Here is a 13,947-nt window from a genome sequence, read left to right as displayed (position 1 = left end):
GCTCCTTTATGGTATTAAAACTTTTATATATATGCCATCATTTTTATGATGCGAACCGATGACGATGTTGTTTTGTTCAGTTAAATAAATATAAGTATCGATAATTTCTTGAGTAATGAGTTCTCCGGGGACAACTAACGGAATACCTGGTGGATATACCATGATTGAATCAGCCGCTATACAGTCTAAGCTATTGGACAACTCCATTAATGTACTTGGTTTAAAAAATGCTTGTCTTGGTGTATAAACCATACGCGGAATTTTTAATCTAATGCTTCTAATACCGTTACGAACTTTTAATGGATAGGTTTGGCTAAAAGATTTAAAAGCATCAATAAGTGTCTGAATTGAGGCCACCGTATCGCCAACACTAATCACAGCTAAAACCACATGGGTTTCACCTAATTCTAATTGAATGTTATAAAGCGATTTAAACGAATCGTAGACTTTAAATCCTGTCATGCCATAAGCACTTACATCTACTGTAAGTTTAGTTAAATCATGGCTATAAATACCATCACCATCTAAAATAGAACTGTTTAGTACTTTGAATCCTGGTATTTTATTAATTTCATGCTTAGCATATAACGATAATTCAACCATTTCATCAAACAATGTTGCTTGATTTAAAGCAAGATGTTGTCTAGCGATGTCTAATGAAGCTAAAAGTAAGTAACTAGCACTAGATGTTTGTGCAATATTAATCGTAGAACGCACGCGACTATATGGAACTAAGCCGTTTTTATGTAATAAAATGGAACTTTGAGTCAAAGAACCACCTGTTTTATGCATACTAATTGTGGTTAAATCTGCTCCAAGAGTTGTAGCAGAGATAGGAAATGATTCATGAAGTGAAAAATGGGAACCATGAGATTGATCTGCCAAAACTATCATGTTTTTACTATGAGCATAATCTATAATTTCTTTTAAATTTGAAGTATAACCAAAATAGTTTGGATGAAGCAACAAAATAGCTTTAGCATCCGGATGTCTATCGATGGTTTTTATAGTTTCTTCTAAAGTTACACCCATTGAGATTCCACTATCTTCATCAATTGTTGGGTCAATATAAATAGGCTCTGCACCAGATAAAATTAGTGCGTTATAAGCAGATTTATGCATGTTTCTTGGCATGATTATTTTATCGTTATCCCCACAAGTGGAAATAATCATATTTTGTACACCACTTGTAGAACCGTTTACTAAGAAAAAAGCATGATCAGCACCGAAAAAATCAGCAGCTAACATTTCTGCTTCTTTAATAACACCTATTGGATTTGAAAGACTGTCTAGTTCTTTCATACTATTGACATCGATTTTGAAGATGGCCTCACCCACATCATCGATGAAACGTTTTGGGATTCCACGCCCCATTTTATGTCCTGGAACATCAAATGGGGTTACTTGTGTGTGTAATCCATACTGAATTAACGCATCATAAAGCGGTGCTTTTTGATGGTTATTTTTCATAGAGATTCATCCCGTAAAAAATTTCTTTCATTTCACGACGTAAACTGTCTAATAAGTTTCTTTGACGTGAAGCGGTAATATCTTCTTTAGTTTTACCGAATAAATAGTTATTCAAGTCTAGTTCTTTTAACATCATCTTTGTATGAAAGATATTTTCTTGATAAATGTTAACATCAATGAGTGTATATCGATCGACAGTCTCATCTTTAATATAATCTTGAATGGTATCGATATCATGATCAATGAATACTTTTTTACCATTGGCTAATCGGGTAAACCCACGCACACGATAATCAACTGTAATAATATCAGAATCAAAACTTGAAATTAAGTAATCAAGTGCATTAAGAGGTGAAATTTCACCACACGTAGATACATCAATATCTACTCTAAACGTTGAAACACCTTTTTCAGGATGAGATTCTGGATAGGAATGCACAGTAATATGTGATTTATCTAAATGCGCAACGACAGTATCATTAGTAGGTGTTAACTTACCAAGATTACATGAATCGTCAAGGGCATGCACAGGAACTTCTTCTTCACTAATTAAAATCGTAACACTAGCACCTTGGGGTTCGTAATCTTGTTTGGAGATGTTTAAGATATTAGCACCAATTCGTGCAGTAACTTCTTCTAGTATTTCTGTTAAGCGTTTTGAGTTATACATTTCATCAATATACTTAATATAGGCCTCGCGTTCCTTTTTTGTTTCAGTTACACAAATATCATAGATATTAAATGATAACGATTTTGTGAGATTATTAAATCCATATAAGGCTAATTTTTCAGCCATTAGGATAATTGCTCCACAGCAACTTTTAACTCGTTAACACGGTTTAAGTGTTCCCAAGGTAAATCAAGATCATTTCTACCGAAGTGTCCATAAGCTGCAGTTTGTTTAAATATAGGTCTTTTGAGGCCTAAAGTTTCAATGATTGCACGAGGTCTTAAATCGAATACTTTATGAATCGCTTCAATAATAATTTCTTCATCAACACTGTTTGTACCGAAAGTATCTATACGGATACTTGTTGGTTTAGCAACACCAATTGCATAAGATAATTGAATTTCAGCACGTTCTGCTAATCCAGCTGCAACGACATTTTTAGCAACCCAACGCGCAGCATATGCAGCGCTACGGTCTACTTTTGATGCATCTTTCCCACTAAAAGCACCACCACCATGACGTGCATAACCACCATAGGTATCTACAATGATTTTACGACCGGTTAAACCACTATCTCCGTGTGGACCACCAATAACAAATTTGCCAGTTGGGTTAATGAAGAATTTTGTATCTTCATCAATTAATTCAACAGGGATAATTGGTTTAATAACATATTCTTTTACATCTGCATGAATTTGTTCTTGTTTAATATTTGGTGCATGTTGGCTTGATACAACGATTGCATCAATACGAATTGGTTGATTGTTTTCATCAAATTCAATGGTAACTTGCGTTTTTCCATCTGGACGTAAATAAGTCATTGGACCTTGTTTACGAACTTCTGATAAACGGCGTGCTAATTTTTGAGCAAGTACCGCTGTAATTGGCATGTATTCAGGTGTTTCATTCGTTGCGTAACCAAACATAAGCCCTTGATCACCAGCGCCTTGTTCTAAATAAGCCCCTTTACCTTCATCAACACCTTGTGCGATATCAGGTGATTGTGGGTCAATTGCCACTAATACACCCATAGTTTCAGCATCGAAACCATATTTTCCACGGTCATAACCGATTTCACGAACAGTTTCACGTACTATTTTTTGAATATCAACATATGTAGTGGTGGTAATTTCACCCATAACTAAGACTAACCCTGTAGTAACAGCTGTTTCACACGCCACACGCGCTTCTGGGTCATCTTCAAGAATTTTGTCTAAAATCGCGTCTGAAATTTGATCACAGATCTTGTCTGGATGCCCTTCTGTCACCGATTCCGAAGTAAATAATTTACGATTTTTCATTAAAAATCATTCCTTTCAAATTAGAGTCGATACTATTGTATCAAAACCGTATCTAAATGCAAGTATTTTTTTTAGTTTTTCTATTTATTTAGTATAGTATTACTAAACTTTTGTTATTAAAATTAAAAAAGGCATAAAACATGCATTTTACACCTTTTTAGAGCTCACTTAATAATTGTTCTGCATGTCCTTTTGCAGAAACACCACGGTACGCTTTTACTATTTTTCCTTGTTCATCTATGAGGAAAGTACTGCGTTCGATTCCAAGATACTTTTTACCATACATTTGTTTTTCTTTTAAGACATCAAAGGCTTTTATTAATACCTCATCAGGATCACTTAAAAGCAGTAAATCTAAATCTTGTTTCTGAATAAAATTTTCATGAGACCTAATAGAGTCTCTGCTTACACCAATGACTTTATAACCTTTAGCTTCAAAGTCACTTCTATAAGCAGTAAAATCTTTTGCTTGGATAGTACAGCCGCTAGTATTATCTTTAGGATAAAAGTACAAAAGTAATTTCTTACCAGAAAAATCTTTTAGAGCATGTGTTTTATGATCACTACCCAGTAATGTGATTTCAAGATAATGCATTAATGGTCCTCCTTATGGTGCGTTTTCTTTTTAGGAACAGGATCAAAACCGCCTTTAGAAAAGGGATTACACCTTAATATTCGCCATATGCTTAGCCATAAAGCCACAAAGAAATTTCTAGTTTGAAAAGCCTCTTTAGCATATGAACTGCAAGTAGGAGTATATCGACATGTAGGATTTGTATTTTTTGTTAACTTTTGGTAGCCTTCAATCAATTTAATGACAAGTTTTCTCATGCCGTCCCTCCTTAAGGATATCATATCAAAATACGCACATTTCTTCAACTTAGATACCTTTAGTCATATTTAATAAAAATAACAATTATTAATATAGTAATTAAAACGGCTAAATAGGTGAATAACCATTCATATTTTGTGGGTATTCACTTATTTTATGGCTAAAAATTGCCGTTTTACCATAGACAAAAAAAGTGAATTATGTTATTATTGCTTTGGTGATACTATGTCCAAAACAAGTGATATTGAAATCTTCTATGATTATATTGATGCCATAGCAATGAAACTTTATGCAGTGGATAAATCACTGTATTTAGAAGGCATAAAAGAAGCACTTAACTTTTTATTAGATAATACCACAACAAAAGAACTATCTGATGATATTATCGCATATTTTCAAGAAGAAAAAGCGAAAATAGTTGAAATAAGTTTTTCAAATGAGAATATTCGTAAGGCGATTCAGTTAGCTCTACTTAAAGGTTTTAAACACGCACGCATAACAAATGCCCAGATGACGCCTGACACCATCGGCATTTTTTTAAGTTATTTGGTCAAAAAATTATATAAATCACAAACGATTAATTTAATCTTTGATCCATTAATAGGAACCTCAAATTTAGTTGCAACGCTTTATAATCATTATGAATCACCATTTGAAGTTCACGGGATTGATGATGACCCACTCATGTGTGACTTAGCTAGAAACATCTTAGATAGTTTGCACATAGACCACCAAGTATTTTTACAAGACACGTTAACTTATTTAGCGGGTAAATATGATTTAATCGTAACGGATTTCCCCCCACATAAGAAGGATGATAAGGATATTTATTTACCCTATCATACAATTATTCATCACTTAGAACATTTAAAAGAAGAACATTATTTAATCGCTATTATAGAAAATGATTTCTTTGAACAAAAACAACAAGCACTGTTTAAAGAATTATTAGATAAAAAAGCACATTTATATGGATTAATTAAACTAGATGAAGGGTTGTTTAAAACCCACCCAAAAAGTATCCTTATATTAAAGAAAAAAACAAAAGAGTCTGAAAAACTTAATGATTTCTTAATTGTCGATTTACCAAGTTTTTCTGATTTGGAAGCTTTTAATAAAGCAATAAATAAAATGGATCAGTGGTTCAAAAAGAAAGAGGTAGATGTACAATGAAAATAATGGCTGTAAATGCAGGAAGTTCATCGTTAAAATTTCAACTTTTAGAAATGCCAGCAGAAACTGTAGTAACAAGCGGCGTAGTAGAAAGAATCGGATTACCTAATGCCGTATTTTCAATTAAAGTAAACGGAGATAAAATTTCAGAAACACTCGATATACAAGATCACACTGTTGCAGTAAAAATGTTATTAAAAAAGCTCGTTTCACTTAATATTGTTGAATCATATGAAGATATATTAGGTGTTGGACATAGAGTAGTGCATGGCGGAGAAAAATTTAGTGATTCTGTTCTAATATCCGATGAAGTCCTTGATGCTATTGATGAAGTTAGTGATTTGGCACCGTTACATAATCCGGCAAATTTAACGGGGATTATTGCATTTAAAAAAGCATTGCCAAACGCACCACAAGTTGCCGTATTTGATACAGCATTCCATCAAACTATGCAAGAAGATGCATACATGTATTCTACCCCTTATGAGTGGTATGAAAAATACCGAGTAAGAAAATATGGATTCCACGGAACAAGTCACAAGTATGTTTCTCAACGCGTTGCAGCGATGTTAAATAAAGATGTTAAAGAACTAAAAACAATCGTCTTACACATTGGTAATGGTGCAAGTTTATGCGCAGTTGATGGCGGTATTAGTGTAGATACATCAATGGGCTTTACACCACTTGCTGGTATTTCAATGGGCACACGCAGTGGCGACATTGACCCTGCTATTATTGAGTTTATTACAACCAAGGAAAACAAAACCGTTCAACAAGTTATGAACGATTTAAATAAAGCTTCAGGATATTTAGGGATAAGCCGTGTATCCAGTGATTCTCGTGATCTATGGGATGCTGCTTATAAAGGTGACGAAAAAAGTTTGCTAGCAATCCGTAAACAAGCAAAACAAATTGCTGATTATATTGGTTCATACTTTATTAGTATGGGTGGTGTAGATGCGATTGCTTTCACTGCAGGTGTTGGTGAAAACGCCCCAAACACACGTGAAATGATCGTTGAACGCATCAGTACAGCACTAGGGGCTGAACTTGATTTAAAAGCAAACGAAGCACGTGGGGTTGAAACCATTATATCTAGTAAAAATTCTAAAGTTCATTTACTGTTAGTCCCTACAAATGAAGAAGTTATGATTGCACGTGATACTGTTAGATTAATGAAATAAAAAATAAAAAAGTAAAAAGCAATGCCAAACGTATTATACGGTTAAGAAGGAGGTATAATATGAAACGCATTGCTTTTTTTATTTTTATCACATTACTGTTTATTCAAAGCCAAATCATTCATGCAAGCAGCAAAGATACGTACACCGTTTTAGAAACGAAAATAGAGGTAGTAAAACTGCCAGATAGGAAAATTCAAATCGCATTTTTAAATGACAATCCCTTTGATATCATTTTAGGAGATGAGCATTATCAATATAATGTAAATGGGATTGATACCGATTTAGAAAACTACATTATTTATGGGTATGTTGCCGATACATCATATCAAGGACCAGACTATTATGATGCTTATATTTTAATCGTTAGTAGAACCGGTGAAATCCTCCATGAAACACATTTAAACTTAGGCAATTTAGAAGAAGTTAAAACAATGATTTTACTTGAGGGTAAACCTATTTTTCATGTTAGAAGTTTATATGAGGATGAGTATGCTTACTATCACCATGATTTTGATTACTTTATAGTATTTGATGAAGAATATCAAAGTTATGAATCAATTAAGTTTAAAGAAGAAATATTAAGAATCCAAAAAGATCATCAAATCATTTATGTCAGTGATAAATTTCACGGTGATTATCATGCAGGCTTTAATAATAATTTAGAAATTCTTTATGACGGGATTGTTTATGGTGTTGTAAATTATGGTGTATATTACGGTGAAGTAACCATCACGTTGTTAAATGGAGGCATTGTTAATCAAGAGAAAATTACTCACCAAAAAACACTTGATTATCCAGGTTACTATCAAATACTTTATAAAAATCAAATAGTTACGTTTACCATTCATCCAATTATAAGTGGTATTTCTGCAAATCAAATCACAAATGATTCAGTTGCTATTGATATAAATAGGGGACACAGTTATTTAAACAATGACGTTTATATATCAGGGACACTTATTACACAAGCCGGTCATTACGAACTCATTGTCGAAGGCTTTAATGGTTATCATCAAATTATTCCATTTACTATAGCATCCAATCTCAAAGGAATCTATAATGAACAAGTATATTTTGAAGAAAAGACCATTACGTTTAACGGTGTTGGGTATTTAAACAATAGATTCATTGAAAGCGGCTATCAAATAACTGAATCAGGACACTATACTTTAACCATATACGGAGAAAATGGTTACACCGAGGCGCATCACTTTCAACTTGATTTATCACAGCAACAACAAAACAATATTAAACAATCTTTAATGTATTTAGAAATTACATTAATAAGTTTAGCAGTAAGCCTGACGTTTATCTTTATTTTTAAAAAACATATTTATAAAAAAATCAAAGCTTCTTAGAGGATTTCTAAGAAGCTTTTTTTCCAGTAAATAAAAAGTTGTTTAGTCGTTTTCTATGTTTTTCGTGGTACAATAATACCATAAAAGAAAAGGTGATTACATGGAAATTGCGAGCTTATATTTAGAAACTGCCTTTAGTTTTAATGGATCGAATATTACGCTAAATAAACTCATAGAAAAAGCGAAAGAGTACGAATATTCTTCGCTTGTTTTGACAGACACAAAGATGCATGCAGTCTACCAATTTTATCAAAAGACACAAAAGGAGCAGTTGAACTGTGTCATTGGAGTTCAACTCTTTTTAGAACCGATTTTAAGTGGCGATATGATTCATGTGATAGCCTATGCGCAAAATGAAGAAGGCTACCAGAATTTACTAAAGCTTTCAAGTTTGCAAAGTTTTAATAAAGTGTTACCTTTTGAACTAACAAAAAAATATTTAGATTCAGTATCATTGCTCATTCTTTGTCATGACGGTGAAATCTACCAATCAAAAGCATCCGAAGCGAGTTTGAAAACATTGTTTCATGAACTAAAACAACTCACGAAACATCTTTATTTAGCAGAAAACGAACATTTCGATGTAAATTATACAGGGAATTTAAATCGTGTATACGTTGATTATGTACGCTATTTTGAACATCATGATCATGCTGTTTTTGATAGTCTTAAGTCGATATTTCAAAAACCAGCAGAACAAGACTTTACTCAAATCGTTGATGGCACGTTTAAACATAAAAAAGCTTTTGATCACTTATCAAAAGAACAATTAAAAAAGCTAGATCAGTTTATTAAAAACCATACCTTAACCCTAAAGACAAAAGAAGCGCAACTTCCTATATATAAAAATGAGTTTAACTTAAGCTCTAAAGACTATTTAGAAGCTTTAGCACATAAAGGCCTACAAAAACGTTTAAAAGATAAATCCGGTTCAACCGACCAATATTTGTTGCGTCTTGAAAAAGAACTCACAACGATTCATGAGATGGGTTATGATGATTATTTTTTAATTGTTTGGGATGTCATTAAATACGCTAAACAAAAAGGTATACTAGTAGGTCCAGGACGCGGAAGTGCACCAGGAAGTTTAGTAGCTTATAGTTTAGGGATTACAGATATAGATCCATTACAGTTTGATTTATTATTTGAGCGCTTTTTAAATAAAGCGCGTTTGACCATGCCAGATATTGATATCGATTTTCCAGACAGAGTTCGTGAAGATATCATCCAATATACTAAAACACGTTACGGCCAAGAATATGTCAGCTATATATGTACCTTTGGAACGTTTTTAAAGAAAAGTGCGCTAAGAGATACAGCACGTATATTTAATGTAGAAAAAAAATATATTGATGAAATCGTCCGTAAAGCAGATAAATATGAATCAATTAACACTATGATTGAAAACGATAATGACATTTTAAACCGTATGGACTATTACCCGCACTTAAATGAATGGTTAGTAGTCGCTTCAAACATTGAAGGCTTACCAAAACACGTGTCAACTCATGCGGCAGGAATCATATTATCGCACGCTCCGATAACAGAATTTACTGCAATTCAAGAAGGATTACACGGGCAGTACCAAACCCAATATGCTCAAGAAGATTTAGAATCAATGGGTCTTTTAAAAATGGACTTTTTAGGATTAAGAAATCTTACGATGATAGAAGACATTTTAGAATCAATTAAACGCAATGAAGGTAAAACCGTTAATGTTAATCATATTCCGTTAAATGATCAAGCAACATTTGATTTATTAAAAGAACGCTCTACAACAGGTATATTCCAGTTAGAATCTGGTGGTATGCGAAAGTTAATTAAAGACATGAAAATCAATGCTTTCGAAGATATTGTGGCCATTTTAGCACTATTTAGACCAGGTCCCATGCAAAGTATTGATACGTATTTAAAACGTCGCTTTAAAAAACTACCTACGACTTACTTAGATGAAGATTTAAAAAATATCCTATCATCTACTGAAGGTATTTTACTTTACCAAGAACAAATCATGGCGATTGCCTCAAAGTATGCTGGGTATTCAATGAATGAGGCGGATTTGTTAAGACGAGCAGTTAGTAAAAAAAGTGATGCCATTTTACAAGCTGAGCGTGAACGATTTGTAAGTAAAGCCATGGCATTAGGTAAAGATGAAACTTTAGCTAATAAAATTTATGACTATATTGTAACTTTTGCGAATTACGGATTTAACAAATCGCATTCAGTTGCTTATGCGATGATTTCATATTGGATGGCTTACTTAAAAGCTAATTATCCAGCACATTTTATTGCAATCTTAATGCAAAGTGCCTTACAAAATGAATCTTTAATGCGTGAATATATGCAAGAAGCACTTGCTTTAGGCATAGAAGTGAAAAAACCAGATGTGAACTTAAGTCGTGAACACTTTGTTTTTAATGAAAAAACCATGTATTATCCTCTAATCGGAATCAAAAACATAGGCAAAAGCGTTGTATCTGGAATACTAGAAGCTAGAGATAAACCTTTTTCTTCATTTGTTGATTTTGTAGCGAAAACACAAAGCGTATTAAATAAAAGGAATTATCAATACTTAATTTATGCAGGTGCATGTGATTCATTTGGAATCAACAAGCAAACCATGATAGAAAATCTAGATGCCATTCAACACTTTATTAGCTATCAAGGCAGTATTGGCACTGATGAATTTCAATATAACGAAAAACCAGAGTTTGAAGATGTATTAATCAAACGTTATGAAAAAGATGCTTTAGGGTTTAACTTAAGTCAAAATAAGTTAAAAGCCTATATGTACTTAGTAGAAAAATATAAAGTTAAAAGACCTTCCGATTTACAAAATTTACCACTTGATAAGTCAGTCTATTTACTAGCTAGTGTGGCGCGCATCAAAGAAATTAAAACGAAAAAAAATGACATGATGGCTTTTTTAACTTTAGAAGATCAATTAACACAAATTGATGCAGTTTGTTTCCCAAACGCTTACATTGAAGTGAAGGCTTTCCTAGATAAGTATGATGTGTTATTATTTGAAGGAAAGGTAAAACTGAAAAATAGTGAAAGACAATTTACTATCGAAAAAGCAAAAAAATTAGAGTTAGAAAAAAAGTAATTATTTAAAGAAGGTGTAATTATGAAAAACATTGCAGTACTAACATCTGGAGGCGATGCACCGGGAATGAATACTGCTATTAGAGCAGTTGTACGCAGTGGCTTTCACTACGGGTTCAATGTCTATGGGGTTTATAATGGATATAAAGGACTTGTAAAAGGTGAAATTAAAAAAATGACCAGAGAAACTGTCTCGCGTATTTTAAATCGTGGTGGAACCATATTAGGGAGTGCGCGTTTTCCGGAATTTATTGAAGAAAAATACCAAAAAATTGCCGTTAAAAATTTACTTGATAAAAATATTCATGGATTAGTCGTCATTGGCGGTGACGGAACTTTTATGGGTGGGCTTGCCCTACATAAACTTGGTATCAAAGTGATTGGTCTACCAGGAACCATTGATAATGATATTCCATCTACAGATTACACCATTGGATTTTTCACCGCACTTAATACAGCGGTTGAATCCATTGATAAATTACGTGATACATCATTTTCACACAGACGTTGTAGTGTCGTTGAGGTTATGGGAAGACATTGCGGAGATTTAGCCTTATATGCAGGCATCGCTGTTGGTAGTGAGTTTATTATCACCCCAGAAACAGGCTTTGATAAACAAATTACACTCGATGCTGTAAAAAGTTCATACCTAAGAAATAAGCGCCATGCAATCATTGTTGTTACAGAAAAAATGCTAAATGTGTTTGAACTTGCAAAAGACATTGAGGCATATACGGGTTATGAAACAAGAGCGACCGTCTTAGGACACGTTCAACGTGGTGGCACACCGTCAGCGTTTGATAGAGTAATGGCTACAGAAATGGCTGAATACGCAGTTGAATTATTAAGTAAAGATATTAGCGCAAAAGTAATTGGACAACGTGGTCTTGAAGTTGTTGATTACGATATTGAAGAAGCATTAAAAATGGTGAAACCAAACACAAACAAACGTTACGGGTTAGTCGGAAAACTCGTTAAATAGGAGATGAAACAATGATTCCCTTTAATCAAACAAAAATAATTTGTACCATCGGACCAGCGACTGAATCGTATGAAATGATGAAAAAACTTATATTAGCTGGTATGGATACAATGCGTTTAAACTTTTCACATTCATTTTATGAAGAACATGAAGAGCGTTTAAATATTATGAAAAAATTAAATGAAGAATTAGGCACAAATGTTGCGTCACTTTTAGATACAAAAGGGCCTGAAATTAGAACGCATAAATTTAAAGACGGCGTAGCGACAATTACAATAGGTTCAACTGTAAAGATATTTATGGAAGAAATATTAGGAGATGAAACACAGTTTAGTGTAACTTATCCAAACCTATATTTAGATACAAATATCGGTGGAACCATTGTTGTTGATGATGGATATTTATCCTTAAAGATTATTGATATCGATGTTAAAAACCGCATTATTATCACCGAGTCATTTAATACCCATACAATAAAAGACCGTCGTGGTATCAATGTCCCTGGCATGAAACTTAATCTAGATTATATTTCCGCAAAAGATAAAGAAGATATTTTGTGGGGTTGTAAGCATGATGTTGATTTTATTGCTGCGTCTTTTGTAAGACGAAAAGAAGACGTTTTAGCAATTCGTGAAATCTTGGAATCTCAAGATAAATGCGATATTCAAATTATTGCTAAAATAGAAAACCAAGAAGGCGTTAACAATCTAAACGAAATTACAGACGTAGCCGATGGGGTTATGATTGCACGTGGAGACTTAGGAGTTGAAGTCCCACCTGAGGAAGTCCCTGTTATACAAAAACACATTATAAATATGTGTCATGCTAAAAATAAAATTAGTATTACTGCAACACAAATGCTTGAAAGCATGCAAGAACACCCACGCCCTACACGAGCGGAAGTGAGTGATGTTGCTAATGCGATATTAGACGGTACAGATGCAATAATGTTAAGCGGTGAAAGTGCTATTGGAAAATATCCAGTTGAAAGTGTTAACGTAATGCAAAGTATTGCGAAGCGTCTAGAAGTAGAAATAGATCGTAAAAAAATCGTAGATCGCGCTTCAAGAACTTCACAAAAAGATATTCCAACTAATATTGCAATGAGTGTTGCTTATTCAGTATTGCAAGGACATGTTGATTTGATTATTGCCCCTACAGTAAGTGGCAATACAGCAAGAATTTTATCTAAATTTAGACCGAATACTAAAATATTAGCACTAGTCCCAACTAAGAAAAAAGCAAGAAGTTTAGCACTAAATAGTTGTGTTCATCCTATTCCGTTTGATTTACCAACTGATACCGAAGCCCTTGTTGCATTAAGTATAGAATACGCCATCAAGAATAAGTTTGTCCGCTCTGGTGACCGTGTGGTTATTACTGGTGGGTTCCCAATAGGGACTAAAACTAACTCATTTAGAATCCTTGAAATTGACTAAATACTAAGATAAAATGTTGAAATTAAAAAAATTTCAACATTTTTTATTTTTTCTCTTTACAAGACTATACAGTGTATGCTACTATACATTATATAGTACTGACTTATGTAGAGTAGTGAGGTGAAGCCATGAGTGTACAACTTAAAAAGGGTGTATTAGATTTATGTGTTTTAAGTCGACTAAAACATAATGATACCTATGGATATGACATCTATCAATTTATAGATAAAGTCTTAGGAATCAGTGAAAGCACAATATATCCAATATTAAGAAAAATGGTTCACGAGGGATATTTAGATACTTATTTAAAAGAATCTCCTGATGGACCAGCAAGAAAATATTTTAGTATAACTAGAAAAGGAAGAAAAAGACTGGACGATCTTACAGACGAATGGGATGGCTTTGTAAGACGTGTTGAACAGTTAGTAGT

Annotated in this window: 12 protein-coding genes; 7 read left to right on the top strand and 5 right to left on the bottom strand. The window is 33.3% G+C overall.

Translation table 11 applies throughout. From position 1 onward, the window contains the following. Positions 1-6: 6 nt before the first annotated feature. From ACHAJD_RS04685 to yidD, 5 genes are all read right to left on the bottom strand, one after another. Complete coding sequence (locus tag ACHAJD_RS04685) at positions 7-1,470, bottom strand: aminotransferase class I/II-fold pyridoxal phosphate-dependent enzyme (RefSeq protein ID WP_435584713.1); 1,464 nt, start codon at positions 1,468-1,470, stop codon at positions 7-9. After that, on the bottom strand, positions 1,460-2,266 hold the full coding sequence (gene speD / locus ACHAJD_RS04680; protein ID WP_435584712.1) for an adenosylmethionine decarboxylase: 807 nt from the start codon (positions 2,264-2,266) through the stop codon (positions 1,460-1,462). The genes ACHAJD_RS04685 and speD overlap by 11 nt, the downstream gene beginning before the upstream one ends. After that, positions 2,266-3,441 carry a methionine adenosyltransferase gene (gene metK / locus ACHAJD_RS04675; protein ID WP_435584711.1) on the bottom strand — a complete coding sequence of 392 codons (1,176 nt, stop codon included), beginning with the start codon at positions 3,439-3,441 and terminating at the stop codon, positions 2,266-2,268. Before metK ends, speD begins: the two co-directional genes overlap by 1 nt. Before the next feature lie 157 nt (positions 3,442-3,598). Then, the gene (locus ACHAJD_RS04670; protein WP_435584710.1) at positions 3,599-4,036 is read right to left on the bottom strand and encodes a peroxiredoxin; all 438 of its coding nucleotides are present in this window, start codon (positions 4,034-4,036) and stop codon (positions 3,599-3,601) included. Beyond that, positions 4,036-4,272, bottom strand: a complete 237-nt coding sequence (gene yidD / locus ACHAJD_RS04665; RefSeq protein ID WP_435584709.1) for a membrane protein insertion efficiency factor YidD — start codon at positions 4,270-4,272, stop codon at positions 4,036-4,038. Before yidD ends, ACHAJD_RS04670 begins: the two co-directional genes overlap by 1 nt. Positions 4,273-4,498: 226 nt before the next feature. On the opposite strand from yidD, the gene ACHAJD_RS04660 reads away from it, so the two are divergent. The 7 genes from ACHAJD_RS04660 to ACHAJD_RS04630 form a co-directional block, all read left to right on the top strand. After that, positions 4,499-5,446 carry a class I SAM-dependent methyltransferase gene (locus ACHAJD_RS04660; RefSeq protein WP_435584708.1) on the top strand — a complete coding sequence of 316 codons (948 nt, stop codon included), beginning with the start codon at positions 4,499-4,501 and terminating at the stop codon, positions 5,444-5,446. Beyond that, a complete protein-coding gene (locus tag ACHAJD_RS04655) occupies positions 5,443-6,630 on the top strand; it encodes an acetate kinase (protein ID WP_435584707.1) in 1,188 nt (395 codons plus the stop codon). Before ACHAJD_RS04660 ends, ACHAJD_RS04655 begins: the two co-directional genes overlap by 4 nt. 59 nt (positions 6,631-6,689) lie before the next feature. Continuing rightward, complete coding sequence (locus ACHAJD_RS04650) at positions 6,690-7,988, top strand: hypothetical protein (RefSeq protein ID WP_435584706.1); 1,299 nt, start codon at positions 6,690-6,692, stop codon at positions 7,986-7,988. 100 nt (positions 7,989-8,088) lie between these two features. Beyond that, entirely contained in the window at positions 8,089-11,097 is a 3,009-nt protein-coding gene (locus ACHAJD_RS04645; RefSeq protein WP_435584705.1) for a DNA polymerase III subunit alpha, read from the top strand. 18 nt (positions 11,098-11,115) lie between these two features. Next, entirely contained in the window at positions 11,116-12,078 is a 963-nt protein-coding gene (pfkA, locus tag ACHAJD_RS04640) for a 6-phosphofructokinase (protein WP_435584750.1), read from the top strand. 11 nt (positions 12,079-12,089) lie between these two features. After that, positions 12,090-13,517, top strand: a complete 1,428-nt coding sequence (gene pyk / locus ACHAJD_RS04635) for a pyruvate kinase (protein ID WP_435584704.1) — start codon at positions 12,090-12,092, stop codon at positions 13,515-13,517. Positions 13,518-13,645: 128 nt separating this feature from the next. After that, positions 13,646-13,947 (top strand): PadR family transcriptional regulator (locus tag ACHAJD_RS04630; protein ID WP_435584703.1); only part of this gene is annotated, 302 nt, incomplete at its 3' end.

This window comes from Liberiplasma polymorphum (assembly GCF_043951795.1).
Classification (GTDB): domain Bacteria; phylum Bacillota_I; class Bacilli_A; order Izemoplasmatales; family Izemoplasmataceae; genus Liberiplasma; species Liberiplasma polymorphum.
This window is presented reverse-complemented; position numbering and strand designations above follow the sequence as displayed.

Bases quoted from the DNA above. Each gene is read 5' to 3' on its own strand.
- pyk (WP_435584704.1), top strand. From the start codon at position 12,090: ATGATTCCCTTTAATCAAACAAAAATAATTTGTACCATCGGACCAGCG.
- metK (WP_435584711.1), bottom strand. From the start codon at position 3,441: ATGAAAAATCGTAAATTATTTACTTCGGAATCGGTGACAGAAGGGCAT.
- ACHAJD_RS04670 (WP_435584710.1), bottom strand. From the start codon at position 4,036: ATGCATTATCTTGAAATCACATTACTGGGTAGTGATCATAAAACACAT.
- ACHAJD_RS04660 (WP_435584708.1), top strand. From the start codon at position 4,499: ATGTCCAAAACAAGTGATATTGAAATCTTCTATGATTATATTGATGCC.
- ACHAJD_RS04685 (WP_435584713.1), bottom strand. From the start codon at position 1,470: ATGAAAAATAACCATCAAAAAGCACCGCTTTATGATGCGTTAATTCAG.
- ACHAJD_RS04655 (WP_435584707.1), top strand. From the start codon at position 5,443: ATGAAAATAATGGCTGTAAATGCAGGAAGTTCATCGTTAAAATTTCAA.
- yidD (WP_435584709.1), bottom strand. From the start codon at position 4,272: ATGAGAAAACTTGTCATTAAATTGATTGAAGGCTACCAAAAGTTAACA.
- ACHAJD_RS04650 (WP_435584706.1), top strand. From the start codon at position 6,690: ATGAAACGCATTGCTTTTTTTATTTTTATCACATTACTGTTTATTCAA.
- ACHAJD_RS04645 (WP_435584705.1), top strand. From the start codon at position 8,089: ATGGAAATTGCGAGCTTATATTTAGAAACTGCCTTTAGTTTTAATGGA.
- speD (WP_435584712.1), bottom strand. From the start codon at position 2,266: ATGGCTGAAAAATTAGCCTTATATGGATTTAATAATCTCACAAAATCG.